This is a genomic window from Crossiella sp. CA198 (genome assembly GCF_052078295.1).
Classification (GTDB): domain Bacteria; phylum Actinomycetota; class Actinomycetes; order Mycobacteriales; family Pseudonocardiaceae; genus Crossiella.
Genome location: NZ_JBQJIM010000005.1, coordinates 196,647 through 221,874, shown reverse-complemented (window position 1 = coordinate 221,874; position 25,228 = coordinate 196,647). Strand labels below are relative to the sequence as shown.

The window sequence follows — 25,228 nt, the reverse complement described above, 5'->3', positions numbered from 1 at the left end:
CAGGGTGAACTGCTGCGGTCAATGCCGGAGTTCTTCTTGCGGGTCACACGGTCTGTGGCTGAGTGCGGTGGACTCGGATGTTGCCGGCCAGGGTGCGGGCTTGGATTTTGACGATTTCGTCGTTGGTTTCGGGGCCGCCGGTGGTGGCGAGTTCGTTGATGAGGCGGCCGGTCAGGGCGCTGACGTCGAGGTGGGCGGCGGTGCCCTGGCGGATGCCGACTTCCAGGTCGCCGACGTTGGTGTCCAGGACGACTGAGCCTCGGACGACCTCGTTGAGGCGGATGTTGCCGGCGGCTGACTTCACCGCGACGGTGGACTGGGCGCGGTGGATGGTGGTGTCGCCGTTGGCGACCTTGACTCGCAGGTCGCCGGTGATGTCGCCGATCGTGGTGGGGCCGTTGGAGTTGCGGATCACGGCGGTGCCGTCGATCTGGTGCAGCCATACCTCGCCGGAGCCGGTGGTGATGTCGGCGTGGCCGGTGGTGTGTTCGACCGAGATGCGGCCGCTGGTGGTGTTCAGGTTCAGTGGGCCGGTCTGGTTGAACTCCAGGTCGCCGCTGGCGATGCTGAACCGGCATTCGCCGAGCAGGCCGGTGGCGCGCAGGTCGGCGACGGCCGAATCGCCGCGCAGGCGGGAGCCCGCGGGCAGGTCGATGACCACGTCGATGCTGCCGCGGCCGCCCAGCAGGGGCTTCGGCTTGGGGGTCTTCACCACCAGGGTGCCGTTGCTGAAGCGGACCTCGGTCAGGTCGGCGAGGGCGACGTCCTTCTTGCTGCTCTCCGTGCTCGGTCGCACCTCGACCGCGGTGTCGATGCGGTCGGTGGCGTTGATCCGGATGTTGGCCGAGATCAGCGACAGTTCGACGGTGATCGGGGCGGCGGTGTCGAAAATAGGCATGGCTGTGCCCTTTCAGGGTCGTTGATGAGCGTTCCCGCAGGTGGGGAACGTGTGGGGTGGAGCTGGAACTGGGTGGGGCTAGCGCACCCAGCCGGTGAACTTCTGGCCGTAGGCGGCACTGGGGCGAGCCGGGGGTTCCGGCTCCAGTGCCGCGGCGGCGGCCCGGACCAGCCAGGCGTTGACCGAGAGCCGTTCGCGGCCCGCGGCCTCCTCGATCCGGGCCTTGAGCTGTTCTGCCAGTCGCAGGTTGATCCGCGACATGGGACCGTCATCGCCCTCTGGTGCCACCGATGGCACACCAGTGGCACCATCGTGCTGCCGCGCCACGTCCTCGAGCGCCGCACCCCCAGGCGCCAGCGTGACCACGAACGTAGGCGAACCACCGCGCAGTCGCAGGTCGACCGACCCGGGAGCCAGCTCCCTGGTGATCTCGTCCGCGGCCGTCGACAGCGCTTCGAGCAGCGTCAATCGCACCGCGGAGTCCAGCGGAGCGCTGAGCCGATCCGCCAGCGCCCGAGCTTCCGCGCCGCCGGCTTCGGCGGCCACCGCCAGCTCGTTGCGGAGGTTCTCGACGTAGGGCGTCAGGTCCATGGCACAACTATGGCACCACGATGGCATCACCGCAAGTCCGGGTTGGCACAACTTGGCGTCAGGGTGTGCCACCGGCTGGCGTTTACGAGTTATCCCCTGCTGTGGACAACTCTGTGGACAACTCGAACGTATGTTCGATCAGGTGTCTGATGCGGGCTGCTGCCTGGTCCGCGATCGGGTGTGGGGCCGGGCGGGTGACCAGCTCGCTGAGTGCGAACATGTCCAGCACCTGGCCGAGATAAGCCCAGTTCGCGGGCAGCGGGGCGGGCTGGTGTGCGGCGAAGGCGGTGCGGAAGGCGGGCAGGAAGCCGGTTGGGTACTCGGCGCCGAAGCGGGCCATGTTGGCCGCGTCGCCGTAGGGGCAGCCCGAGTAGCTGAACTCCCAGTCCAGCACCGCGTCCACCCGCCAGCCCGTGTCGGTCCGGCTGACCAGGATGTTCTTCGGGTTCAGGTCGGAGTGCACCAGCCGGGCCTGGCCGTCGACCGCGGTCAGCTCCGGGGCGTGTGCGGTGCACAACTCCAGCCAGGCCGCGCGGGCGGTGGCGTCCAGGCGGGTGTCCGGGGTGTCGGTCAGCCAGCTCGCGGTCAGCTCCGGCAATTGCGCTGACCAGGGGCGTTCCGGGGGGACGGTGAGTTGCGGGTCGGCGAAGAACCCGGGGCGCTCGAACTCCACCGTGCTGATGGCCGCGGCGACCCGGCCCACCTCGGCGCCGAGCGCACGCAGGTCGGCCGGGGTGAGTGCATCGTCCGCGAGCACGTGGCTGAGCAGGGCGCCGGGGCGGTACTCGATGACCATGACCGGCCGGGTGGTGGCGGTGCCGGGCTGGACCAGCAGCACCTGCGGCACCGGCACGTGTGCACGCGCCGCCGCCATCACCGCGGCCTCGATCGCCGGGTCCGGCCCGCCGAGCCGGGCGACGACCTGGCCGGTGGTCAGCGTGAGCAGGCAGGTCTCGTGCGAGAAGCCGCCGGCCAGGGTGCGGGTCGCCAGCACCCGGCTGCCCAGCGCGGTCTCGATGGCGGCGGTCTCCTCGGGGCGCATCGGCCCAGTCTGGTCCGGTCAGGACTTCGGCGCATACCAGCCGAAGAAGACGGCGAAGTAGAAGACGGCGTTGCGTGCCAACAGGAAACCGACGATGGCGGCGATCCACTGCACGGTCTTGCGGGTGTTGGCGGCCAGCCGGTCCCGCAGCCGCTCCAGTTTCGCCCGCTTGGTGTCGCTGAGCAGGCGGTGCACGGCCAGCAGGACCAGTTCCGGCAACACCATGATCAGCACGTAGATCGCGAGCAATGGCAGCCAGGCGGTGAGCGGCAGACCGTTGTTGGTCATCAGGCCGAGTGCGGCCAGGAACGGCAGCGCGGTGGAGAACTCCAGCACCGAGACCGCCAGGCCGAGGCCGAACAGCGCGGGTAGACGGTCGGTGATCGGCAGCCGGGGCTTGCGGGTGCGGTGGCGGTCCGGGTTCTTCTTGTCCCGGCTGGAATCCAGCCAGCTCCAGGCGAACAAGCCCACGCCGAGCCCGCCGGTGACCGCGTAGGCGGCCGGGCTGCGGAACAGGTCGCCGAGCTGCCCGGACAGCGCGGTCAGCCCGAACATCAGCAGCACGCCGAGGGTGAAGTAGGTGGCGGCCACCGCGGACAGGTAGGTCAGCACCTGGACCGTGGCCGACCGGCCGGTATGCCGCTTGAGCAGCAGGAACAGCGTGACGCCGAGGACGGACGGGTTGATGCTGTCCACCAGGGCCAAGCCGAGTACGGACAATGTGACAGCGAGCATTCTTGGTTCCCCCCAAAGTAATGTTATCGCGTCAGCGGCACCTCCGAAGCGTGATCGAGGTAGCGGAGGAGCAGCTGGTCGGCGACTTGGGGGTGTTGATGGCCGGGACCACTCGGGCGGCGCTGGACGCGGCGCTCGTGGCGGCGGATCCGTGGGCCGAGCTGGGTGCGTTGATCGAGGTGGAGCCGCCGGATCTGGCGCAGGTGGTGGAGGCTCGGTACGCCGAGGCTGAGTCTGCGCAGCGGCGGCGGTTGACCTGGGTGCTCGAGCAACTCGGGGACTCGGCCGGACCCGCGTTGCTGCGGTTGCTCGGCACACACACCGGCGACGACGCGCACGACCTGCTCGGCACGGCGGTGCGCGGTGGGCTGCGGGTGCCGGGCGAGCTGTTGTGGCGGCTGGTGGCGGATCTTGGCGATGCCGAGCCGGTGCTGCACGCGATGGGACTGGCCGCGGACCCCGGGTTCGCCGACTACCTCGGTCAGCGGCTGGACACCGCGGGCAGGCGGGCCGCGGCGGCGATCGCGCTGGGGCGGTTGGGAGATCGGCGCTGGACCGAGCCGATCGCGCGGCGGCTCGGGGAGGTTGACGGGCTGGAGCACACCGCGTTCGTGGTCGCGCTGGAACTGCTCGGGGATCCGGCCGCGGTGCCGTACCTGGTGCGGCAGCTCACAAAGGCGACCGCGCCAGGAGACCTGCTGCACGCGCTGGTGCGGCTGACTGGCCGGGATCCGCTGCTGCCGCTGTGGACCGGGCCGTCCGCGGAATCCCGGAAAGCGTTGTGGCGCAAGTGGTCCGAGGTCGATCCGGCGGTGCGGGCCGAGCCGGAGGTCCGGGAGCTGGTGGCAGGCGCGCGACGGGCGCGGTTCGAGCTGCACGAGGGCCGCCGCCGGATCCGGCTGGACTACGATCCGCCGGCGCCGGGTTCGGTCTGGCCGCGCTGGAACCGGTCGCTGCTGGTCGGCGGGCAGCCGCTGTACCAGGTCAGCTCGGACTGCGATACCTGCCAGACCATGCTGCGGCTGCTCGGCTGGCCGGAGCGGGTCACCGCAGCCTCGGCGGACCGGCTGCGCACCGCGGTGTCCACTGTGGACTCATTGGCGGACGGCGTGCTGGCCGCGCTCACGCCGCTGATCCGGGAGTTGCCGACCGGGCATTACCGGGCCTACCTGGTCGACCTGCCGGTGCAGCGGGTGACCGATCCCGGGAAGTCCTGGTGGGTGCGCCGCTGGGCGGAGCGGGAGGGCGCGGTCATGGCCGCGGACGACTGGCCGGGAGTCGAGCATTTCCAGCTGCCGGAACGCATTCCGGGACCGATGCCGACCTTCGGCGTGTTGCTGCCGACCCAGCCCCGGCTCGACCCGGACACCGTCGCCCGGCACCGCGCGGCCATCGCGGCCGGGGCGCGGCCCGGCGTGGTGGTGCTCGGCTGGATCGAGGACACCTGGGTGGAGGCCGAATTCCAGGAACGGTTCCTGGTCGGCGCGGTGCTGGATGGACACCACAAGCTGGCCGCCTACGCCGAGGCGGGCGTGCCCGTGCGGGTGCTGTTGCTGGCTCGTGGTGAGGACAACTGGCACCCGGACCACGACTGGCTGGACCGGTTCGAGGCGGTGCTCGGTCAGTTCTCCGGCTGAGGCTCGTCCAGCGCCGCCAGCAAGCGCAGCATGCTGCGCTCCTCGGTGCTGGCCGGGTCCGGGTCCACGCAGTCGGCGAGCCTGTGCCGGATCTCCTCGGCGTCCACCTCGGCGCCGATCAGCACCAGCTGGTTGAGCCGGTTCTCCCCACGCGGCCACGGAGATCGGCTTACCCGCAGGTGACTGCCGACGGTGTGCAGGGTGAACCGCTGGTCGTGCTCCGGGAGTCCGAAGTGGACGAAGCCCTTGATCCGGTAGACCCCGGTCGGCCGGTCCCGCAGGAAGTCCATCAGCCGCCCTGGGTGCAGCGGCGCGGACTCGGTGAAGCTCACGCTGTCGTAGGCGGTGTGCAGGTGTTCGTGCGGGTGGTCCTCGTCGTGCTCGCGGAGCAGTTCGTCCAGGGTGAGCTGGCGTGGCTGGGACAGGTCCTCGGGCCGCGGTTCGTGGTCGAAGAGCAGCGCGGTGTCGACCTGGCCGTGGCTGGTGGGCAGGATCGGCGTGCCCGGCGCCAAGTGCTCCAGCTCGTTGAGCAGCAGCAGGCGTTCGGTGTCGTCGATCCGGTCGACCTTGTTGAGCACCACCAGATCCGCCAGCCGCAGGTGCTTGGCCAGCTCCGGATGCCGTTCCCTGGTGGCCTCGAACTCCACCGCGTCCACCACCTCGACCAGCCCGCCGTAGGCCAGCCGCGGGTTCTCGCTGGTGACCACCATCCGCACCAGCGTCTGCGGTTCGGCCAGTCCGCTGGCCTCGATCACGATCACGTCGATCCGCGCCTGCGGCCGGGCCAGCCGGTCCAGCAACTCGTCCAGCTCGGAGGTGTCGGCCACGCAGCACAGGCAGCCGTTGGACAACGACACCATCGAATCCGCCTGCCCGGCCACCAGCATCGCGTCGATGTTGACCTGCCCGAAGTCGTTGACCACCACCCCGATCCGGGCGCCGTTGTTGTTGTGCAGCAGGTGGTTGAGCAGGGTGGTCTTGCCGGAGCCGAGGAATCCGGCGACCACGATGACCGGGATCTGCTGCTTGCTCACGAGGTTTCCTTCTCGGCGGGGACCGGGGCGAACGTGCCGAGTGTGGCACGGTCGCCTGCCTGCGCCGCGGTGGCGATCAGCACCGCACCCGCGGTCCAGGTGGTGCGCTCGACCGGCCAGCGCACCCGGTTGGCGAACTGGTAGCCGGTCCAGTAGCCGCCGTCCGGGCAGCGCAGCAGCGTCAGGTCGGCCAGCAGTTCTCCTGCCCGCGCGGACTCGCCCAGCACCGCCAGGGTCAGGGCCAGTTCCGCGGTCTCCCCGCCGGTCACCCAGGGCTGGTCGTGCACGCAGCGCACGCCGAGGCCGGGCTGCACGAACCGGTGCCAATCGGCCTGCAGCCAGGTCAGCGCCGCCGCACCGGTGACCGCGCCGCCGAGCACGGGGTAGTACCAGTCCATCGCATGCGGTTTGGGCAGGAACAGGGCGGCGTCGAGCACCGCGGCGCGCAGCCGGTTCGCGGCCGCCGACCAGTCCGCGGTGGGCTCGCCCAGCCGGCGGCCCAGGGCGATCGCGCAGTGCAGCGCGTGGTGGATGCTCGCGCACCCGGCGCGCAGCGCGAGCGCGCACACACTGCCGTCCGGCCTGCGGTGCCAGCCGATGGTCCCGTCCGGGGCCTGCAGCTCCAGCACGAATTCCACCGCCGCGCGCACGGTCGGCCACAGTTCCTTGGCCAGCGCGAGATTTCCGGTGTGCCGCAGGTGATGCCGCACGCCGACGGCGAGGTAGGCGGTGTAGTTGCTGTCGCCGTGCGGGTCGGTGACCAGCCCGTCCTGGTAGGCGCTGGCGAAGGAACCGTCCGGCCGCTGCTGCCCGGCCAGCCAGCGCAACGCCGCCGCGGCCGCCGGATGGCAGCCCGCCGCGTCCAGGCCCATCGCCGCCTCGACGTGGTTCCACGGGTCGAGATGACCGTTGTCGTCCCAGGGGATCGAGCCGTCCGCGCGCTGGATGGCCTGGATCCAGCGCGCGGTGCCGGCGCGGTCCTCCGGGGTCATGCCGGTTTGACCGCGTAGACGACCAGGCTCTTGCCGATCACCGGGTTCAGCAGCCGGTCCGCGGCGCGCGAGGCCCAGTTGCCGCGTTCGATGTCCCAGCACAGGAACTCGTGGTACCGCCGGACCAGCCTGGTCTCCCGGCTCGGCCCGACCGCGCACTTGAGCCACCAGTACGGCATGTGCAGCGCGTGCGCGTGATGGCTGCCGATCGGGGTCAACCCGTGTCCGCGCAACAGCTTCCGCAGCACCCGCCGCCGGTAGACACGCACATGCCCGCCCTCGACCTCGTGGTACTCCCTGGACAGCGCCCAGCAGATCCGCTCCGGCAGCCAGCGCGGCACGGTCACCGCGAGCAGCCCGCCCGGGGCGAGCACCCTGGCCAGCTCGCCGACTACCGCGTCGTCGTCGGGCACGTGCTCCAGCACCTCGGCGGCCATGATCCGGTCGAAGGCGTTGTCCGGGAAGGGCAACGCGGCGCCGTCACCGTGCACCGCGTGCGCGGTCGCGCCCGGCGGGGCCTCGCCGACGTAGGCCATCGCGCCGAACATGTCCCTGACCTCTTTGAGCACCGCGCCGTCCAGGTCCAGTGCCAGCACCCGCCCGCCGCGCCGGTAGGCCGCGTAGGCGTGCCGCCCCTGCCCGCAGCCGAAGTCGAGCACCCGGTGCCCGGCGTCGATGGGAAACCGATCGAAGTCAATGGTCAGCAAGTGCGCTCCGGTGACAGGCGGGATCAGGGAGAACCCGTTGGTAGTGCTCGACGGTGGCCAGCGCGGTGCGCCGCCAGGTCAACTCGGCCGCCCGGCGCACGCCACCGGCGCCCAGCCGCGCCCGCAGCTCCGCATCGCGCAGCACCCGGCACAGCGCCGCCGCCAGCGCGTCCGGATCCGCCGGTGGCACCAGCAGCGCGGCCTGCTCGTCCCGGCCGACCACCTCCGGCAGCGCGCCGGCGGTGGTGGTGACCAGCGGGGTGCCGCAGGCCATCGCCTCGGCCGCGGGCAGCGAGAAGCCCTCGAACAGCGAGGGCACGCAGACCACCTCGGCGGACCGGAGCAACCCGGCGAGTCGCTCGGTGGACAGATCGGGCTGGAACCGCACCACCCCGGCGAGATCGGGATGGGCCAACAGGGCCGCCGCCGGACTGTCCGCCTTGGCGCGTCCGACCACGATGAGTTCGGCCGGAATCCGTTGTCGCACCAGGGCCACGGCGGCCAACAGGGTGCGCAGGCCCTTGATCGGCACGTCCGCGCTGGCCGTGACCACGATCCGCCCCGGCACCCTCGGCCCGGTCTCCGGCCGGAACACCGAGTGGTCCACACCCAGCGGCACCACGGAAACGCGCTCGGCTGGCACTCGCATCCGGCGCACGATCGCCGCCCGCGCGGCCGCCGACACGGTCAGCACCGAGGTGGCCCGCCGGGCAACCCGGCCCTGCATGCCGAGGAAACGGTGCCAGCGCTGGGCGCCCCGCCGGTCCGCGCCGGTGGTGGCGGCGAGTTTGAAGTCCCGGTCGATCGCCACCGGGTGGTGCACGGTGGCCACCAGCGGCAACCCCAGCCAGCGCAGGCCGAGCAGGCCGTAGCCCAGCCCCTGGTTGTCGTGCACCAGATCGAACTCGGTCCGGCGCGCGGACAGTTCCGGCAGTGCCCGCAACGAGAACGACAGCGGCTCCGGGTAGTTGCCGCGGTACCGGAAATCCAGGTACTCCACCCAGTCCGCCAGGCTCCGCACCCGGTGCAGTGGCGGTAACCGGAACGGATCCGGCTCGCCGAATATGTCCAAAGTGGACAGTCGAGTGAGCGGGATGCCGGGGTCGAGGTCCGGGTAGGGCGGACCGGCGAAGACCTCGACGAGATGGCCGAGCGCGTGCAGTTCGCGGCTGAGGTGTCGCACGTACACGCCCTGACCGCCGGAATGCGGGGCGCCGCGGTAGCTCAGCAGCGCGATCCGCAACGGTCGCGTCACGCCGCCACCGCGTTATCCGCCAATGGATTCCTCATCGAACCGGCGCCAGAAGTCGAGCTGCTCGTCCACCTTGCGCAGCTGCGGATGCCACCGGCCGAACACCTGCTCGGTCGGCGGTCGCAGCTGCCGCAGCAGGTCCAGCGCCGGACCGACCTCGCCGGACTTGGCCAGGAACATGGCCGCGAAGCAACGCACAGTGAGCGTGTCCGGGTGGTCCGCCCCGACCGTGTTGGTGAGATCGGCGACCAGAGCCGACCACCGAGAGGCGACGGGGGGGGGGTGCGGTACGTCGGACTCCCGGTACAGGATGTTGGTCCGGGTACGGAGAGTGTCCAGGTGGCTGGGACCCAGCACCCGTTCGCGGGCTGGGAGCACTGCCCGGAACTCGGCCAGCGCGATCTCCGGGCCGTCGGTCGCGGAGAGCACCACCGCCCGGTCGTGCCTGGTCATCAGGGTCTGCGGGTGGTCGGGGCCGAGCAGGCGCAGGCAGTCGGCGCGCAACTGGTCGTAGTTCTCCTTGGCCTGCGCCGAATCTCCGCCCGAATGCGTCCAGAAGGCGATGTTCTCCCGCAGGTTCAGCGCTTCCTCGTGCGCCGGGCCGAGCAGCGTGTGCACCCGGTCGAGCAGGTAACCGAAGGCGCGCAACGCGGCGGCCGGATCGCCTGCCTTGGCCGTCCAGGTGGCCACCCGGCCCTCGGCTCGCAGACTGAGCGGGTCCTCGGCGCCGAAGCGCTCGCTGACCAGCTGGGCCAGCGCGCTCCAGCGCTCCCGCTGTTCCGCCGGGATCCGCGCCTCGCGCTGGTCCAGGCTCGCCAGCGCCTCGGCGTGCCGCCCGCTCAGCCACTGGTGCCGGACCTCGGCGGCCTGCGCGTAGTCCGCCGCCGGGGTGCCGCGCCGAGGTGCCCCGGCCAGGACGTCGGCGAGCCGGGCGTGCCCGAGCGCCGGGTCCACGCCGAGCACGGCGCCGTCGGCGAGGTAGTCGGCCAGTGCGGGCAGGGCGAGTCCGACCAGCTCGTGCTCCTCGCCGGGGTGCGCCCGCACGATGATCGCGTCCAGCCGGGCCAGCACCGTGCGCACCGCGGCGATCCGCTGACCCAGCGCGGCGGCCAGCACGGTGATCGGCAGCACCGGACCAGGGCCCGCCGCGGCCAGCAGGGCCAGCACGTCCCGGCCCTGCTCGCCGATCACACCGGGCGTCCTGATCTTCGCCCGGCGCAGCAGTTCGTCGAATGCCTCGGTCAGCTCGCGGGGCAGCCGGGCGCCGTCGGCGGAGATCCCCGCGGCGAGCACGGCCTCGCTGAACAGCCTGGCCGCGGTCCAGCTCCGCCCGGCCTGCCGCACGAGCTGCGGCACCCGGTGCCCCGGCACCTCGTGCGACCGGATCACCTGGTCGATCTCGGCCTCGGTGGCCCGCGGCACCACGACGACGGTCGCGGGCAACCCGGCCGGTGGGTTCCGCGCGGCGGTGAACACCCGCACCGCGCCGAGTTCCGGCTCGCCGAGCAGCCGGGTGAGCAGTCCCCACAGCCGGTCCCGGTTGCCGTCGGCGAACTTGTCGATGCCGTCGACCACGATCCGCACCTCGGCGCGGGGCGCCAGCCGCCGCAGCGGGCCGAGCACGTTCAGCTCGAAGGCGTCCGCGCGGGCGCCTGCCTGATCCGGCACGGTGTCCCAGTAGCCGGTCACCGCCTCGGCGAAGCCGTCCAGGGTCAGCTCAAGCTGACGGCGCAGCTCACCGGCGATCGACTCCACCAGCTCGCCGCCGCTGAGCAGCAGTCCGGCGTGCACGGGCACCCCGGCGGCAGGCTGGAGCAGCCCGGCCAGCAGCGTCGACTTCCCGCTCTCCGCGGGACCGTGCAGCAGCACGCACCGCCCGTCCGAAGCCAGCGCCCTGGTCACCTCCGCCTCCACCGGCCGCCGGACCAGGCGGGTGCGCAGGCCCTCGGCCACCGGCACGAACGCGGTGCCTGCCAGCGGCGAGCCCTGCCAGTGGCTGCCGCGGTTGGCCAGCAGCCACAGGCCGCGGTCACTGCCGAGCACCTCGTCGGTGCCGTTGAAAGACAGGTGCAGGGCAAGCTGGTATCCGCAGGAGCTGAGCAGCCGTTCCCGGATGTCCTGGGCCCGCAGGTGCTCGCCGTAGCCCCGGTGACCGGTTCGCGCCAGTTCGGCCAGCGACCGGGACATGCACGCGTTGTACGCCTTGCCCTCATCGGCCGCGGTGAGCACCTCGAACCGGCTGAGCGAGCGGCGGATCGGCGCCAGGCAGTCCCTGGCCACCGCCTCCAGACCGAGTGCCGCGTGGCAGGCGTCGATCAGCAGCACCAGGCCGTCCAGGTCGGGGTAGCGGCGCAGCAGCTCCTTGACCCGCTGGCCGACCAGCAGCGCGTCCTGTGAGTCCGGGCCGGTGCTGTCGGTGGCCATCAGGTAGTAGTCGTCGTCGGTGAAGTCGCCGTGCCCGATGAAGGCGATGATCAACGTGGCGCGCTGCTCGTGGGCCTGCCGGAAGGCCTGGTGCAGGGCCGCGTCCAGCTCCCGGTAGGTCGGATCGAGCACGGTCGGCCCGGCGGGCAACGCGGGTTGGCAGCGGCCGAGATCGGGATGGATGAGCACCTCGGCGAGGTTGTGCGCCGCCCCGGGCAGCACGTCCAGCCGCGCTCCGCCGTCGGTCTGAGACCCGATCACCAGCACCAGTCGCCCACCCACCAGGTCAAGATCCCCTACGGCCAGGGCCGGGGGCAAGCGTCCCGGTTACCGTGCACCCGCAGGTGTGCGCGGAAGGGGGCGATGGTGGCCGAGATCGTGCTCGTCCATGGGATCGGGCAGGAGAACAAGGACCAGGTCGAGTTGGAGACGGCCATGGTGAGCGCGCTGGCGGCGGGCCTGGCCGCCGCGGGCCACCCGCCGCTGACCACGACCGCCCGGCTGGCCTACTACGCCGACCTGTTCAGCCGCCCCGGCGGCCAGGGCAGCGAGACCGCGACCGGCACCCCGGAACAGGAGGCGCTGTACGAGCGGCTCCTGCTTGACCTGCTCCGGCAGGCCGCCGAACGCGGCCCGGAACCGGCTGACCGGCGCCAGGCCGAACGCGCGCTGCGCCAGGCCGACGGCGAGCGCGCGGGCGCGCAGGGACCGCGGGCCCTGATTCGCCCGCTGCTCAACGCGATCACCAGGGTCAGCACCTTCAGCAGGCACGGGTTCAGCTTGGCCGAACGGTATGTCCGGATGCCGTTGTGGCAGGTCACCCAGTACTTCACCGATGAGCGGATCCGGACCACCGTGCGCGCGCGGGTGGCCGGGCTGATCGGCGCGGACACCAGGGTGGTCATCGCGCACTCGCTCGGCACGGTGGTCGCCTACGAGGCCCTGCACCAGCTCGGGCGGCCGCTGCCACTGCTGATCACCCTCGGCTCGCCACTGGGCCTGCGCACGGTCATCTACGAGCGCCTGCGCCCGCAACCGGCCCAGGTGCCACCGGGGCTGGCGCGCTGGGTGAACATCCTGGACCCGGACGACCTGATCGCCGCCCGGCCCGATCTGGACCGGCTCTTCCCCGGCGCCGCGGACGTGGTCGAGCCGCACGCGCTGGTGGACAACGGCGCCGAGCCGCACGCCGCGGGCGCCTACCTGCGGCAGGCCGGGACGGGTCGCCCGGTCGGGCAGGTTCTGCGCCCGGTGTGACGGAACGCGCACTGCTGGTGACCAGCGTGTGTAGGGTCGGATGGCGTGGCGAAGCAGCAGGGGGACGGGACCGAGAACTCGATCAGCGGCGAGGTCTCCGGCAACGCGGTCCTGGCCAGGGATATCGGCTCGCTGACCATCAACAACGTTGCGCGGGTGGACATCCCCCGGCAGTTGCTGGCCCCTGATCCGCGGTTCACCAACCAGCACGAGCTGCTGACCAAGCTGGAGCGGGAGTTCCAGGCCGCCTGGACCGAGTTGCGGCTGGCCCGGATCGCGGTCACCGGCCGGATCGGCAGTGGTCGGCGCAGCCTCGTGGCCAAGGCGGGCTTGGACCACGAGCAGCTGTTCCCGGACGGGACGCTCTACATCTCGTTGTCCAGCGCGGAACGCGATGACCGGCTCGGCCCGGCGGCCACCCTGCGCGAGGCGCTGGCCGCGCTCGGGGTGCCCAGGGCGGAGATCCCGGCCGGGCTCGCCGAGCAGGCCGCGCGGCTGCGCACCCTGATGGCCGGGCGGCGGCTGCTGATCGTGCTCACCGACGTGCGCGGCCGGGCCGAGATCGAGCCGTTCCTGGTGCACTCACCCGGATCCGCGCTGGTGGTGATCGCGGACGAGCAGCAGCGCTGGGTCGAACGGGAGGCCTTCACCCCGCTGGAGGTGGCCGGGATGACCGAGCCGCACGACGCCGAACTGCTCCGCAGGCTGACCGGGGACCGGTTCGACCAGGCCGATCCGCAGCTGGTGGCCGCAGCGCTGGCCGGCTGCCAGGGCAATCCACAGTTGATCAAGATCCTGGCCGGGCTGTTCCACCGGGAACCGCGGCGGACCGAGTCCAACCTGAGCGAGTTCGTCGAGCTGGGGCTGGACGCGCTGGACCCCGAGGACCAGGAGCTGGTCGCCAAGGGCCTCCGGCTCACCTGCGGGCGGCTGGAGCCAGAGGCGGCCCGGCTCTTCCGGTTGCTCGGCCTGCACCCGGCGCCGGTGGCCGGGGTCGCCGACGCGCTGGACCTGACCGGACTGCTCGAGCGATCGGCCCGGCGGGCGCTGGACCAGCTGGTGCGGGCCAACCTGGTCACCGAGGACGGCGAGCACATCCGGCTTGATCGGCCGGTGTGGTGGCACGCGCGGGCCGAGGTCAAGGCCGGGCTGCCCGAGTCGGAGCGCCGGAGCACCGTCGAGCGGATCCTCACCCGTGCGCTGCGGTCCACTGTGGACAAAGACGCGCGGCTGTCCCGGCGGCCGCGGATCAACCCGCTGTACCTGCCCTACCTCTCGGTGGAACTGGCCGACCGGGTGCAGCGGGCCGGGCTGCTCGCCCAGCTCGAACAGCAGCGCGAGATGTTGCGGTTGGCCGTCTTCCAGGCCGAGGAGTACCTGCTCGACGACCTGACCTGGCAGCTCTGCGAGGCGCTGTGGGGCCTGCTGCACGTGCACGGGCACTACGAGGACTGGCTGGCCACGCACCGGGCAGGCCTGGCCGCCGCGCGCCGGGCGGCGAACCCGGCGGCGATCATGCGGATGCTGTCCCAGCTCGGGTCCGCGCACTTCGCCGTGCGCGAGTACGCGCAGGCCGCCGCGGAGTTCCAGGAAGCGCTGGAGATCGCCGGGGCACTCGGCGGCGAGGTCGGCCTGATCCAGGTGCAGAGCAGCTACGAGTGGCTGGGCAAGATCCGGGCCAGGCTGGGCGATGCCGAGGGCGCGCTGGGGTACTACGAGCAGTCCTGGACGGCCGCGTTCGAGGCGCCCGCCGCGGAACGCCCGCGGATGCTGGCCCTGCTCCGGCTGCAGCGCGCCCGGCTGTTCGTGGCGGCGAAGCGGTTCGCGGACGCGGTGCGCGAGCTGGCCGAGCCCGAGATCGCGGGCTTCTTCGACACCGCGGGCGAATCGGACAACCGGGCGAAGGTGTTGCAGGTCAACGGCGAGGCGCTGGCCGGGCTGGCCGATCCCGGCGCGGTCGAGCTGCTGCGCGAAGCGCTGACGATCTTCACCGCGGACGGCTCGGTGCGCAGCATGCTGACCGTGCTGCGCCTGCTGGTCGGCCTCACCGGCGACGAGCAGTACCGGCAACCGATCCGGCAGATCAACGCGCGGCTCGGTATCGCGGACTAACCTGGCGAGACCCGGACGGCCACCCGCTGCGCCGCGATCTCCACGACGAACCGTTCCGGCGGCTTCTCGTGCAGGAACGCGGCGGAGGCGAGCGCCAGCGGGTCGACGGCGGCGTCGGGCGTCAGCCGGATCCGGCTGCCGTCGCGGTGGTGCAACACGCAGCCGTCGGCGGTCAGTTCGGCCAGCAGGGCGCAGAACGGGTTGGCTGCCAACAGGATGTCCGGGCCACTACCCAGTTCCGCCGGGTGGCAGAAGACGATCTCCGCGGCCTGCCGCAGCGCCGGGTCGGGGTGCTCGGAGTGCACCACCAGGTGCTGGTCGGTCAGCCGTGGCGCGGCCAGCGGCCGGGCCCGGAACACATCGGCCGGATGCCGCCGCAGGGTGACCACGCCGTCCGCCCTGACCTCGCCGGTGACCCGGAAAGCCAAGGCAGCACCGGGTTTTCCGTGGGTGCCGGGGATCAGCCGGTCCGGATCGAGCGGCGGTGTCAGCACCGGCTCCTCTGGTTCGGCCAGGCCCAGCAGTTCGTAGGCGAGCGCGCGATGCCGGGCGGCGGCCTCCCCCGGCAGGTCCGTGACCAGGTCGGCGACGGCGTGATGCTGACCGGGCCGGAACTCGGCGATGACCTGGTCGAGCTGCGGGCGCAGCGGGCGGTCGCGGTCGAGCAGTGGCGCCCGCCTGCCCAGCTCGTGCACGCAGGTCCCCGGCGCCACATCGGCTTCCGGGAACGCGGCCAGCAGCACCGGGTGGTCCAGCGCGGCCCCGTAGGTGGTCACCGCGCCGTGATCGCCGACTATGACGTCCGCCGCCACCAGCGTCGCGCCCCAGCCCTCCACCGGCGGCACCAGCAGCAGACCGGCGCGCAGGCAGTCGGCCAGCCACAGGCGCAACTGGTGCGGACTGTGGCCGAACCACACGTGCGGGTGCAGGATCGCGGCCACCCGGTACTCATCGAACGGCAGTTCGGCGATGAGCTGGCGGAACAGGTCCGGCCACGAGCCGAAGACCGAGCGGCTGAACCAGGTCGAGGAGATCACCACCAGCTGCTGGTGCGGGCGCACGCCGAGGCGTTCCCGGTAGCGTTCGCGCAGGAAGGCGCTGGCGCGCAGGCGGTCCAGGCACGGGTCGCCGGCGAGCACCGCGGTGCCGAGCGCTTCCGGCACGTCACGGGCCAGGCGGTGCCACTGCTCGCGATGGGAAAGGACGAGGGCGTCCGGAATGACTTCGCCGTCGTGCAACAGCCAGTCCCGGGTCAGACCGTAGACCGTGTTTCCGTTTTCCGTTTTCCGTTTTCCGTTTTCCGTTTTCCGGGCTGAATTCTTAGTATAGCCCACTCCGTGCGAGACAATCATCAATGGCGCACTGAGTTTGCGCAGGTCGCCCCGGTGATTCGCGGTGATCGCGAGGTCGAACTTGCGGTCCAGCGCCTGGGTCCAGGGAATCGGCAGGATGCCGAGCTGGGCGAAGCAGTGGTCCACCCCGGTGGGAATGGCCGAGGCGTCCGGACAGGTGAACAACAGTTCGACGCGGAGGTCGGAGTCGAATATCGGCACCAGGTCCAGCAGGCGGTTCGCGGAGGCCACCGTGTGCACGACGAAGAGCACCTGGCGGGTGTCCTGGCGCGTCGACATATCCAGACCTTAACCACGAAAGTCTGGTGGCCATCCGTCCTCTGGGGGACACCTGGACCGGCTGATCTAGTTTAACTTTGAATCATGTGGCGCGATGACGCACCAACGCAGGCAAGTTCCCGACGACAGTTCATCCGATCCGGCGCGCTGGGGGTGACCGCGGTGGCACTGGTGGCTGGCGGGGTCACCGCCAGCGGTCAGCCCGCTGTGGCGGCCATGGGACAACCGGTTCGGCCGCCTGGCGACGGTTCGCCGTTGCCGGTGACACCCGCCTGTTCCGGGCATGAGACCCCGGCGGCGATGGAGGGTCCGTTGTTCCGGCCCGAGTCGCCGGAGCGGACCGATCTGCGCACCCCGTCCGTCACCGGGGTGTTCCTGTCCTTGCGCGGGGTGGTCTACGACCCCGCCTGCAAGCCGATTCCCGGTGCGCTGCTGGAGTTCTGGCAGTGCGACCAGCACGGTGACTACGACGTCAGCGGGTTCTCCCTGCGCGGCCACCAGCGCACCGGGGCCGATGGTGGTTACCGGCTGGAGACGATCATCCCGCGGGACTACTACGGCCGCTGGGGCCGCCGGGCCCCGCACATCCACACCCAGGTCCAGGCGCCGGGCGGACCGGTGCTGGTGACGCAGTTGTACTTCCCGGACAACACCGTGGCCTACGGGCGGGACTTCGCCGCGCTCAACGCGCAGGACGCGCTGATCAACCGTTCCTGTACGATCCTGTTGAACGCCAACGGTTCCAGCGCCTACGGCGGGCGGTTCGACTTCGTGGTGAAGCGGAGTGTGCGATGAGCGGGCGGACCGTGTCGCGCTGGGCCGCGACGACCATGACCGCGTTGTGCGCGCTGGGCATCCTGGCCGCGCCCACCTCCAACGCGGTGGCCCAGGACTGGCGGGCGGTGCCCGCGCCGGTGACCAAGGGCGATCTCACCGCGGTGGCCGCGCTCGGCGACACCCAGGCCTACGCGGTGGGCTATCGCCTGCGCAGCAACACCGCGGCGGACGCACTGGCCCTGCGCTGGGACGGCCGGAGCTGGACCCAGCACTCCATCCTGCCAGCGGAGAGCTTCCCGCAAACGCTGGCGGTCCGGTCCGCGACCGATATGTGGGCCGCGGGTGCCGGTACCGCCCAATGGACCGGCTCCAGCTGGGTCCGCCGCGCCCTGGCCAGTGACCCCGGCGGCACGATGACCCCGGAATCCCTTGCCCTGGCGGAGCACAACGCCGTCTGGCTGGCGGGCAAGGCGGTCCCCGGCTCGATCAAGAACGCCACCCCCGCGGTACAACGCTGGGACGGCACGGCCTGGCGCCGCCAGCCGCTGCCCGCCCTGGGCAAGGGCGAACTCAACGGCGTCGTCTCCCTCGGCGCGGGCCAGGCCCTCACCGTCGGCGCCCAGTTCGCCACCCCGGCCCAGCCCCAGCGCCCACTGATCCTGCGCCTGACCAACGGCCAGTGGCGCACCGAACCAGCCCCCGCCGTCACCGGACACAGCTGGCTCAGCGCCGTGACCAGCCTCGGCCCCACCGAGGCCTGGGCCGTCGGCGCGACCACGATCAACGGCGTGGAACAGCCACTGGCCCTGCGCTGGAACGGCTCTACCTGGGCGAGCACCCGGGTTCCGTCCATTCCGGACGGTCGGCTGCGCTCGATCGGCCGGACGGCCAGTGGCGAGTTGCTGGCTGCGGGCGGCAAGGGGGCCGTTTCGGTGCTGCTGCGGTGGAATCCTGCCGCGAACGGCTGGCAGCGGTGGTCCGATCCGGGGATCGTGACCAGGGCGGTGAGCACGGTGCCCGGGTCGAACGCGGTGTGGGCGGTCGGCGTGGGGCGGCAGGGCGATCTGGTGCCGCAGATCAGGCACACCGTCCGCTGACGATCACGAACCGTGCGGGACCGGTAACCCTGTGAGTAGGCTGACCAGGTCGAACTTGCGGGGGAGCTGAGTCATGCGGGATGAGCGGCCGGGCAACCACTTCGAGGGAACCGCGCACAACCTCGTGCAGGTGGGCGCTGCCCATGGCGGTGTCCACCTGCAGGTCAACACCGCGGCGCGGCCGTTGCCGCGGCCCAGCCAGCTGCCGCAGGGGGTGGCCAACCTGGTCAACCAGAAGCGGGTACTCGGCTCGCTCGCGGCGGGGATGTCCGAGCGGCCCGAGCTGGACGCGCCCAAGCTCAAGGTCTTGCTGGGCATTCCGGGCAGTGGCAAGACCACGGTCGCCCTGCACTTCCTGCGCCACTGCGCCGCGGACTTCCCGGACGGGCAGCTCTACCTCAACCTCGGCGCGGGCAGCGAGCAGCCGCGCACCGTCGGCGCGGCGCTGACCGAGGCGTTGCTGGCCCTGGGCTTCGAGCGCGGGGCGCTGCCCGCCGACGCGGGCGGGCTCGGCGCGGTTTTCCGCTCGGTCACCGAGGGCCGGGCCTTCCAGCTGCTCATCGACGATGCCGCGCTGGCCACCCAGGTCGAATCGCTGCTGCCGGGACGCGGCGGGTCGGTGGTCGTGGTCACCGGCAGCGGCAATTTCGGCACCCTCAGACGACTCGGCGGCGAGCTGATCAACATCGCCCCGCTGGAACCGGACATGGCCAGGAAGCTGCTCGCCCAGGACGCAGGCTCACGGATGACCGAGGAGCCGGCCGCGGCCGAGGCGTTGCTGGCGCAGTGCGCCGGGCTGCCGATCGCGGTGACCACGATCGGCGGGATGCTGGCCGCCGACGAAGACCTGAGCCTGGCCGATCTGGTCGCCGAGTTCGGCGATGACAGCGGGGTGACCCGGATGCCGACCGCGGACGGGCAGCCCATGGCGGTGGTCTTCGACGCGGCCTACCGGCGGCTCGGCGACCGCGCCCAGCGCTGCTACCTGGCGATCGGCCTGCACCCGGGCACCGCCGACCTCAGCGTGGGCGCCCTGGTCGCGCTGACCGGCGGCACCGAGCCCGAGGTGCTCGAAGGGCTGCGCGAGCTGAGCGCGTTGCGGCTGGTGGAGCGGGTGCTCAACCAGCGGCGGGTGCACCGGCTGGTCCGGGCGCACGCGGCGCAACTGGCCCGGCGGCTGGATGAGGACGGCCAGGCCGACCTGGCATTGCGGCGGCTGCTCGACTGGTACCTGCGCGGCGCGGTCGCCGCGGACAGCGAGATCTCCGGCAACCGGCCGTGGCGGCGGCGGCTGTTCCCAGAGCTGATGGTGGACCAGGCGCATCCGGCGCTGGCTGATCCGCGCGAGTGGCTACAGGCGGAGACCGCCAACCTGCGGGCGCTGGTGGAACTGGCCGACACCGTCGCGGAGCACCGGGCGGTCTGCCAGTTCGCGGTGGTGCTGTGGTCGCTGTACGAACCGGGCAAGCACTTCGAGGATCCGTTGGCGGTCAACGAGATCGGGCTGTGGGCGGCCCGGCGGCTCGGTCTGGCCGCGGTGGAAAGCCTGCTGCACGTGCAGACCGGGTTCGCCTACCAGCACCGCGAGCTGTTCGAGCAGGCGTACGCGGCCTTCCACGCCGGGATCGACCCGGCGCGGCAGGCAGGCGATCCCGAGGCCGAGGCGACCGCGGTGGAGGGCACCGGGCTGGCACTGCTCGGCCAGGGCCGTGCGGACGAGGCGCTGGAGACGTTGCGGCGCAACCTGGAACTGGCTGCGCTGATCGACGATCAGCGCCGGACCGCGCTGGCCAAGTTCCACCTGGCCAAGGTCGAACAGGCCGAGACCGCGCTCACGCTGCTCGCCGAGGCCGAACCGGTGTTCCGCGGGCTGGCCAAGGGCGAGCTGATCAACCAGGCCAAGATCGCCTGGTGGCGTGGCCGCAGGCTCACTGACGCCGGGCAGTTCGCCGAGGCGGCGGACTCGCTGGACCGGGCGCGGTCGATGTTCGCCGAGCACGGGCAGGACTTCGAACAGGGCCGGGTGCTGGAGGCACTGGCCGAGTTGGCGACCGCCCAGCAGGATCCCGGCTCCGCCCGGCAGCGGTACGCCGAGGCGTGCGCGGTGTACGACCGGGCAGGGCTGGTCGTACAGGCTGAGCGGGTGCGCCCGCTCAGTTCCTGAGCACGGTCAGCGCACGGCCGCCGACCTCGATGGTCAGCTCCGGCGGCACATCACCCGCCACGCACAACACCGACGCCACGAGCTGCCCCGCCAGCACGTCGGCCCGGTAGCGGAAGAACCGGCCGTCCCGGGTGCCCGCGAGCCAGCTGTCCGCGTCCACCGGACCGGCCGCGACCTGGCACGAGGGCAGGGCGGCCAGGGTGGCGGTGATCCATTCCGGCGTGATCGGGGTGTGCGTGTGCAGGACCACCTCGGCCAGGTCGAGCCAGGCGCGGTAGGGCTCGGTGGTGTTGGTGGCCAGGTGGGCGCCGGGGGGCATGGTGGCGTGCTGGCGGAGGAGTTCGGCCGGGTGGCGGGTGATGGTGGCCTTGGGGAGGTCCAGCTCGACCTGGACCAGTTGGGCGGCAACGGGTTCGGGGGCTGCTGGGGGTAGGGGTGGGGCGGCCAGGTGGGCCGGTGTGGTGGGCTCGGGGAGGGCCAGGAGGTCGTAGAAAGCCTTGCGCAGCAACGAGGCTGACTGGCCGGGGGCTGAGGTGGCGAGGCTGGTGACGGACCTGGTAGTTGCCGGGTCGTGCGTGCTGATGGTGTGGTCGATCGCGCTGCGGAGATCGGCGCCGGGGTCGAGTTTTGGGGCTATGGCGAGGAACTTGCCGACCGCGGAGTCCGGGTCGACGGCGTCGGCGGGGGCGGTGGCCAGCAGGACTGGGCGGCCGAGAGCCGCGGCGTAGAAGGAAAGGCTCGAATGGTCGCCGATGATCAGGTCGGCGGCGATGGTGGCGGCGCGCCAGCCTTCCTCCGGTGGCAGCACGATCGCGCCCGCTCGGGTGCACTCGGCCAGCCAGCGCTTGAGCTGCCAGGGGGAATGGGCGTCCCAGACTGCCGGGTGTAGGGCGACCATGATCAAGTAGTCGTCCAGGGGGAGGGCTTCGAGCAGGCGGCGGATCAGCAGGGGATCTTTGCCGTACAAGGAATCCGGGCCCCAGGTTGAGGTGACCAGGAGCAGGCGCTGGGTGTCGGTGGCGCCCAGGGTGGCGCGGTAGCTGGGGCGCAGTGGTGCGCCCGCGAGCAGGCGATCGAAGCAGGGGTCACCGGCGACCAGGGTGTGGCCCGCGGTCTCGGGTACCGCCTGGGTCAGGCGGGCGAGTTGTTCCTCGTGCGAGAGCACGATCAGGGACGGGACCAGCTCATCATCGGAAAGCAGCCAGCGCGGCGAAAGACCGAAAACCGATTTCCGATTTCCGATTTCCGGGCGAGTATTTATTGTAGCCCATTCCGTGAGGGAGAACCACCAAGGGGCCCAACAGATCCCGCAGGTCACCGCCGTAGCTGGCGGCTATCGCCAGGTCGAAGGAGACCTGGATCGCCTGGCTCCACGGAATGACCGCCATGCCCTGCTCATGCAGCCATTCCTCAGTCCGCCCGGAAAACGGCGAGGAGCCCGGACAGGTGAACACCACCTGCACCCGGGGATCGTCGGCGACCAGGGGCAGCACGTCCAGCAGGCGGGTGGCGGCGGTCAGGTTGTGCACCACCGCGAGCACCGTCCGTCCAGTCCGCACTGTGGTCCACTGTGGACTGTGCGGCCCGATTGGCACCTTCACCCACCGCTGCGCAGCCACGAGCGGCGATCTTACGGCCTCAGAACCGGATGTCGCCGTGGATGTCCCTGGCCTGCACCACGTTCCCGGTCACCTTGCCGGAGATGTGGTTCACCACCCCGCCGGTCTCGGCGTGCTGGGACACGTCCACCTTGTCCCACTCCCCACGCAGCCGCTCCCGGAACTCCGGATCCACCGCGACGATCCTGGCCAGCGCGGCGGTCAGTTCGAGCACCCGCGGCGAGTCCTCGGCGGCGCCCCCGGCCGCGGCCAGTGCCCGCGAGGCCTTCCGGTCGACCTCGAAGCGCACCTTGACCAGCTCGTACAGCCCGGCATAACCGCCGGTGGCCAGCGCGGCGGCGACGTCGGCGAGGACTGGTTCCGGCATGGCTCTCCCAAGGCTGGCGGTCGCGCTGTGTGTCGATGCTGGCACAGCGAGTGCGTGCGAAGCCAGCCACCCCGTTGACTTTCGGCAGTACCCGGCCAGGGACCCGGCTGCGTAGCCTCGCGCTCGTGCGCTCTCGCTGGACCCGGTCGACGCTGCTGCTCGACCTGTCGCTGTGGCTGGCGTTCAGCCTGATCACCGTCGGTGGCCTGCAGCTTCCCCGGACCAGTCCGTGGTTCTGGCCGATCGTGGCCGGCATCGTGCTGCTGGTCGGGACGGCCGTGTTCGTCAGCCGGATCAGCCCGGCCCTCGGCCTGGCCCTGGCCCTGCTGGGCACCGCCTGGCTGCTCTACTTCGTCTTCCCGCTCACCGCGCTCAGCTTCCTGGCCGGCCGCCGCCCGCACCGCGGACCACCGCTGCTGCTCTGGCCGGCCGGTGCGGTCACCCTAGGCGCGCTCGCGCTGACCCTGGCCACCCAGCCGGTCGGCGAGCTGTTCACCGGCGTCTACGTGCTGCTGTTCGCGGTGATCTTCCCGGTGCTGGTCGGCCGGTGCTGGCGGCTCTACCAGGACCTGGTCTCCGCGGGCTGGCGGCGGGCCGAGCAGCTGGAGAGCCAGCAGCGGATCCTGGCCGACCGGGCCCGGCTGCGGGAGCGAGCCCGGATCGCCCAGGACATGCACGATTCGCTCGGCCACGAACTGAGCCTGATCGCCCTGCGTGCCGGGGCCCTGGAGATCGCGCCCGACCTGGGCGAGCGGCAGCGCACCGCGGCCGGGGAACTGCGCGCCACCGCCACCGCGGCCACCGAATCCCTGCGGGACATCATCGGCGTCCTGCGCGATGAGACCGACCCGGTGCCGCTGGAACCGGTCGGCGAGCAGGTCGCCGAGCTGGTCGAACGCGCCCGCGCCTCCGGCATGGCCATCGACCTGGTGAGCACCGGCGCGACGACCCTGCCGCCGATGGTGGACCGCGCGCTCTACCGGGTGGTGCAGGAGGCGCTGACCAACGCCACCAAACACGCCCCCGGCGCGCTGGTCACCGTGCGGGTCGAGCACGGCGACGGGGAGACCGCGGTGACCGTGGTCAACGAGCAGCCGCGGCAGCCCGGCACCGGACTGGCCTCCGGGCAGCGCGGCCTGCTCGGGCTGCGGGAACGGGTCCGGCTGCTCGGCGGCAGCCTGGACGCCGGGCCGCACCAGCGCGGGTTCCGGGTGGCCGCCCGGCTGCCACACCGGAGCAGATCCGTTGTCCCGCAAGCGGATCCGCCCGAACGTTCGGAATCGGCCAGTCAGCTGGCCACGGCCCAGCGCCGGGTCTGGCACGGCCTGCTCGCCGCGGTGTTCATCCCGGTCGGCGCGGGCATCGTGCTGGTGCTGGGCGTGCTCGCGGTCTACCTGTTCATCACGGTCAACTCGGTGCTCAAACCCGGTCCGTTCACCGAGCTGCGCACCGGCCAGAGCCGGGCGGAACTGGCCGAGGTGCTGCCGCGCTACGAGATGGCCGACCCGCCCTCGGAGCGCGGGGTGCAGCCGGAGGCGGGGGTGCGCTGCGCGTACTACCGTTCCTCGACCGGCGTGTTCAACCAGGTCGACGTGCACCAGCTCTGCTTCGCGGGCGAGACGTTGATCCTCAAGTACGTGATCCCACGGGGGCTGCGGTGATCCGAGTGGTGCTGGCCGACGACGAGGCGGTGATCCGGGCCGGGGTCCGGGCCATCCTGGCCGTGGACCCGGAGATCGAGGTGGTCGGCGAGGCCGCGGACGGGCAGGCGGCGGTCGAGCGGGTGCGCGAGCTGCGGCCGGACGTGGTGCTGCTGGACATCCGGATGCCCAAGCTGGACGGACTGGCCGCCTGCGCCGAGATCCGCCGCCTGGTCCCGGCGACCGCGGTGGTCATGCTCACCACCTTCTCCGAGGACGCCTACATCGCCCGCGCGCTCGGCGACGGGGCCAGCGGTTTCCTGCTCAAGGCAGGCGATCCGCGGGAGCTGATCGCCGGGGTGCGCGCGGTGGCCGAGGGCGCGGCCTACCTCTCGCCCAAGGTGGCGCACCGGGTGCTCACCGAACTCAGCGGCGGCCTGATGGCCCGTGGCGCGGCGGCCAGGGAGCAGACCGCCCGGCTCACCGAACGCGAGCGAGAGGTGCTGGCCTTCCTCGGCGGCGGCCTGTCCAACGCGGAGATCGCCCGCCGCCTGCACCTGGTCGAGGGCACCGTGAAGGCCTACGTCAGCACCATCCTGAGCAGGCTCGGCGTCCGCAACCGGGTGCAGGCGGCGATCCTGGCCTACGAGGCCGGACTGGTCCGCGGCCTGGACTGAACCCACCGCGCCAGCACCGGCTCCAGCAGCTGAACGGCCAGGAAGGCCAGTGCGGGCGCGAGCAGCACGCCGAGCAGGAACCCGGCGAGCACGTCGTGCGGGTAGTGCACGCCCAGGAACACCCGGGAGTAGGCCATCAGCACCGCCAGCGGCAGCAGCCACAGCGCGGTGCGCCGCCATACGTAGGCCAGCGCGGCGGCCGAGGCGGCGGCCAGGGTGGCGTGGTTGCTGGGAAAGGACCAGTCGCCCACCGGCGGGCAGTGCGTCAGCACCGCGGCGCCGGCGACCGCGCGACAGGGCCGTTCCTCCTGCAGGATCAGCTTGAGCACCTCGGAGAGCAGGTAACTGCCCGCCACCGCCAGCGGCACCGCGAGCGCGGTGGCCAGCGCCGCGGGCGCGCGGTCGCGGGCCCGCCAGAACAGGATCAGGAAGAAGGCGCCAAAAACGAAGAGGCCGCCGTCGGTGCCGAATTCGACTGCCGTGCGCACCCATTCCGGGGTGCTGGCGGCGAAACCGGTGACTGCGCGGTAGAGGTCGATGCTCACGTCGGGTATCAGGGACACTCACCCAAAGTT

Annotated in this window: 22 protein-coding genes; 8 read left to right on the top strand and 14 right to left on the bottom strand. The window is 71.8% G+C overall.

Features of this window, described 5'->3' with window-relative positions; genetic code table 11:
* Positions 1-43: 43 nt before the first annotated feature.
* From ACTOWY_RS10070 to ACTOWY_RS10055, 4 genes are all read right to left on the bottom strand, one after another.
* Positions 44-898: a DUF4097 family beta strand repeat-containing protein gene (locus tag ACTOWY_RS10070; protein WP_441309328.1), complete on the bottom strand. Its 855-nt coding sequence runs from the start codon at positions 896-898 to the stop codon at positions 44-46.
* Between the two features lie 78 nt (positions 899-976).
* Positions 977-1,489, bottom strand: a complete 513-nt coding sequence (locus ACTOWY_RS10065; RefSeq protein WP_441309327.1) for a hypothetical protein — start codon at positions 1,487-1,489, stop codon at positions 977-979.
* An 82-nt stretch (positions 1,490-1,571) separates the two neighbouring features.
* Positions 1,572-2,531: a phosphotransferase gene (locus tag ACTOWY_RS10060; protein WP_441309326.1), complete on the bottom strand. Its 960-nt coding sequence runs from the start codon at positions 2,529-2,531 to the stop codon at positions 1,572-1,574.
* A gap of 18 nt (positions 2,532-2,549) precedes the next feature.
* Positions 2,550-3,266 (bottom strand): GAP family protein, encoded by a 717-nt coding sequence (locus ACTOWY_RS10055; RefSeq protein WP_441309325.1) that lies wholly within the window; start codon positions 3,264-3,266, stop codon positions 2,550-2,552.
* A 50-nt stretch (positions 3,267-3,316) separates the two neighbouring features.
* On the opposite strand from ACTOWY_RS10055, the gene ACTOWY_RS10050 reads away from it, so the two are divergent.
* Positions 3,317-4,903: a hypothetical protein gene (locus ACTOWY_RS10050; RefSeq protein WP_441309324.1), complete on the top strand. Its 1,587-nt coding sequence runs from the start codon at positions 3,317-3,319 to the stop codon at positions 4,901-4,903.
* Here ACTOWY_RS10050 and ACTOWY_RS10045 read toward each other — a convergent pair.
* Genes ACTOWY_RS10045 through ACTOWY_RS10025 form a run of 5 tightly spaced genes read right to left on the bottom strand, consistent with a single transcriptional unit; the run spans position 4,888 to position 11,594 of the window.
* The gene (locus ACTOWY_RS10045; protein WP_441309323.1) at positions 4,888-5,937 is read right to left on the bottom strand and encodes a CobW family GTP-binding protein; all 1,050 of its coding nucleotides are present in this window, start codon (positions 5,935-5,937) and stop codon (positions 4,888-4,890) included. The two genes, ACTOWY_RS10050 and ACTOWY_RS10045, sit on opposite strands and share 16 nt — an antisense overlap.
* Complete coding sequence (locus tag ACTOWY_RS10040) at positions 5,934-6,929, bottom strand: prenyltransferase (RefSeq protein WP_441309322.1); 996 nt, start codon at positions 6,927-6,929, stop codon at positions 5,934-5,936. Before ACTOWY_RS10040 ends, ACTOWY_RS10045 begins: the two co-directional genes overlap by 4 nt.
* Positions 6,926-7,636, bottom strand: coding sequence for a class I SAM-dependent methyltransferase (locus tag ACTOWY_RS10035; RefSeq protein WP_441309321.1), 711 nt, complete (start codon positions 7,634-7,636; stop codon positions 6,926-6,928). The genes ACTOWY_RS10040 and ACTOWY_RS10035 overlap by 4 nt, the downstream gene beginning before the upstream one ends.
* A complete protein-coding gene (locus ACTOWY_RS10030) occupies positions 7,623-8,891 on the bottom strand; it encodes a glycosyltransferase family 4 protein (protein ID WP_441309320.1) in 1,269 nt (422 codons plus the stop codon). Before ACTOWY_RS10030 ends, ACTOWY_RS10035 begins: the two co-directional genes overlap by 14 nt.
* A gap of 12 nt (positions 8,892-8,903) precedes the next feature.
* Positions 8,904-11,594 carry a tetratricopeptide repeat protein gene (locus ACTOWY_RS10025; RefSeq protein WP_441309319.1) on the bottom strand — a complete coding sequence of 897 codons (2,691 nt, stop codon included), beginning with the start codon at positions 11,592-11,594 and terminating at the stop codon, positions 8,904-8,906.
* Positions 11,595-11,675: 81 nt separating this feature from the next.
* Here ACTOWY_RS10025 and ACTOWY_RS10020 point away from each other — a divergent pair, with 81 nt between their 5' ends.
* Together ACTOWY_RS10020 and ACTOWY_RS10015 are read left to right on the top strand one after the other, a co-directional pair.
* Positions 11,676-12,569 (top strand): hypothetical protein, encoded by an 894-nt coding sequence (locus ACTOWY_RS10020; RefSeq protein WP_441309318.1) that lies wholly within the window; start codon positions 11,676-11,678, stop codon positions 12,567-12,569.
* A 45-nt stretch (positions 12,570-12,614) separates the two neighbouring features.
* Positions 12,615-14,681: a hypothetical protein gene (locus tag ACTOWY_RS10015; protein ID WP_441309317.1), complete on the top strand. Its 2,067-nt coding sequence runs from the start codon at positions 12,615-12,617 to the stop codon at positions 14,679-14,681.
* On the opposite strand, the gene ACTOWY_RS10010 is transcribed toward ACTOWY_RS10015, so the two are convergent.
* Complete coding sequence (locus tag ACTOWY_RS10010) at positions 14,678-16,312, bottom strand: hypothetical protein (protein WP_441309316.1); 1,635 nt, start codon at positions 16,310-16,312, stop codon at positions 14,678-14,680. The two genes, ACTOWY_RS10015 and ACTOWY_RS10010, sit on opposite strands and share 4 nt — an antisense overlap.
* 162 nt (positions 16,313-16,474) lie before the next feature.
* On the opposite strand from ACTOWY_RS10010, the gene ACTOWY_RS10005 reads away from it, so the two are divergent.
* The 3 genes from ACTOWY_RS10005 to ACTOWY_RS09995 all read left to right on the top strand — a co-directional run bounded on the left by ACTOWY_RS10005 (position 16,475) and on the right by ACTOWY_RS09995 (position 20,350).
* Positions 16,475-17,107 carry a dioxygenase family protein gene (locus tag ACTOWY_RS10005; protein ID WP_441309315.1) on the top strand — a complete coding sequence of 211 codons (633 nt, stop codon included), beginning with the start codon at positions 16,475-16,477 and terminating at the stop codon, positions 17,105-17,107.
* A complete protein-coding gene (locus ACTOWY_RS10000; RefSeq protein WP_441309314.1) occupies positions 17,104-18,186 on the top strand; it encodes a hypothetical protein in 1,083 nt (360 codons plus the stop codon). The genes ACTOWY_RS10005 and ACTOWY_RS10000 overlap by 4 nt, the downstream gene beginning before the upstream one ends.
* Before the next feature lie 73 nt (positions 18,187-18,259).
* Positions 18,260-20,350 (top strand): hypothetical protein, encoded by a 2,091-nt coding sequence (locus ACTOWY_RS09995; RefSeq protein ID WP_441309313.1) that lies wholly within the window; start codon positions 18,260-18,262, stop codon positions 20,348-20,350.
* Here ACTOWY_RS09995 and ACTOWY_RS09990 read toward each other — a convergent pair.
* The 3 genes from ACTOWY_RS09990 to ACTOWY_RS09980 form a co-directional block, all read right to left on the bottom strand.
* Positions 20,340-21,515, bottom strand: coding sequence for a hypothetical protein (locus ACTOWY_RS09990; protein WP_441309312.1), 1,176 nt, complete (start codon positions 21,513-21,515; stop codon positions 20,340-20,342). The two genes, ACTOWY_RS09995 and ACTOWY_RS09990, sit on opposite strands and share 11 nt — an antisense overlap.
* A 22-nt stretch (positions 21,516-21,537) precedes the next feature.
* Complete coding sequence (locus ACTOWY_RS09985; protein ID WP_441309311.1) at positions 21,538-21,891, bottom strand: hypothetical protein; 354 nt, start codon at positions 21,889-21,891, stop codon at positions 21,538-21,540.
* Positions 21,892-21,988: 97 nt separating this feature from the next.
* Positions 21,989-22,336, bottom strand: a complete 348-nt coding sequence (locus ACTOWY_RS09980) for a hypothetical protein (RefSeq protein WP_441309310.1) — start codon at positions 22,334-22,336, stop codon at positions 21,989-21,991.
* A gap of 125 nt (positions 22,337-22,461) precedes the next feature.
* Here ACTOWY_RS09980 and ACTOWY_RS09975 point away from each other — a divergent pair, with 125 nt between their 5' ends.
* Positions 22,462-23,997, top strand: a complete 1,536-nt coding sequence (locus ACTOWY_RS09975; RefSeq protein ID WP_441309309.1) for a sensor histidine kinase — start codon at positions 22,462-22,464, stop codon at positions 23,995-23,997.
* The gene (locus ACTOWY_RS09970) at positions 23,994-24,653 is read left to right on the top strand and encodes a response regulator (RefSeq protein ID WP_441309308.1); all 660 of its coding nucleotides are present in this window, start codon (positions 23,994-23,996) and stop codon (positions 24,651-24,653) included. Before ACTOWY_RS09975 ends, ACTOWY_RS09970 begins: the two co-directional genes overlap by 4 nt.
* Here the strand turns inward: ACTOWY_RS09970 and ACTOWY_RS09965 are convergent.
* Positions 24,620-25,216 carry a phosphatase PAP2 family protein gene (locus ACTOWY_RS09965; RefSeq protein WP_441309307.1) on the bottom strand — a complete coding sequence of 199 codons (597 nt, stop codon included), beginning with the start codon at positions 25,214-25,216 and terminating at the stop codon, positions 24,620-24,622. The genes ACTOWY_RS09970 and ACTOWY_RS09965 overlap by 34 nt on opposite strands.
* Between the last annotated feature and the right edge of the window lie 12 nt (positions 25,217-25,228).

What these genes read in the sequence shown, in the direction of transcription:
- ACTOWY_RS09980 (WP_441309310.1), bottom strand. Translation starts at nt 22,336, where the DNA reads ATGCCGGAACCAGTCCTCGCCGACGTCGCCGCCGCGCTGGCCACCGGC.
- ACTOWY_RS10040 (WP_441309322.1), bottom strand. Translation starts at nt 6,929, where the DNA reads ATGACCCCGGAGGACCGCGCCGGCACCGCGCGCTGGATCCAGGCCATC.
- ACTOWY_RS10065 (WP_441309327.1), bottom strand. Translation starts at nt 1,489, where the DNA reads ATGGACCTGACGCCCTACGTCGAGAACCTCCGCAACGAGCTGGCGGTG.
- ACTOWY_RS10000 (WP_441309314.1), top strand. Translation starts at nt 17,104, where the DNA reads ATGAGCGGGCGGACCGTGTCGCGCTGGGCCGCGACGACCATGACCGCG.
- ACTOWY_RS10055 (WP_441309325.1), bottom strand. Translation starts at nt 3,266, where the DNA reads ATGCTCGCTGTCACATTGTCCGTACTCGGCTTGGCCCTGGTGGACAGC.
- ACTOWY_RS10060 (WP_441309326.1), bottom strand. Translation starts at nt 2,531, where the DNA reads ATGCGCCCCGAGGAGACCGCCGCCATCGAGACCGCGCTGGGCAGCCGG.
- ACTOWY_RS10010 (WP_441309316.1), bottom strand. Translation starts at nt 16,312, where the DNA reads ATGTCGACGCGCCAGGACACCCGCCAGGTGCTCTTCGTCGTGCACACG.
- ACTOWY_RS10070 (WP_441309328.1), bottom strand. Translation starts at nt 898, where the DNA reads ATGCCTATTTTCGACACCGCCGCCCCGATCACCGTCGAACTGTCGCTG.
- ACTOWY_RS09995 (WP_441309313.1), top strand. Translation starts at nt 18,260, where the DNA reads ATGCGGGATGAGCGGCCGGGCAACCACTTCGAGGGAACCGCGCACAAC.
- ACTOWY_RS10020 (WP_441309318.1), top strand. Translation starts at nt 11,676, where the DNA reads ATGGTGGCCGAGATCGTGCTCGTCCATGGGATCGGGCAGGAGAACAAG.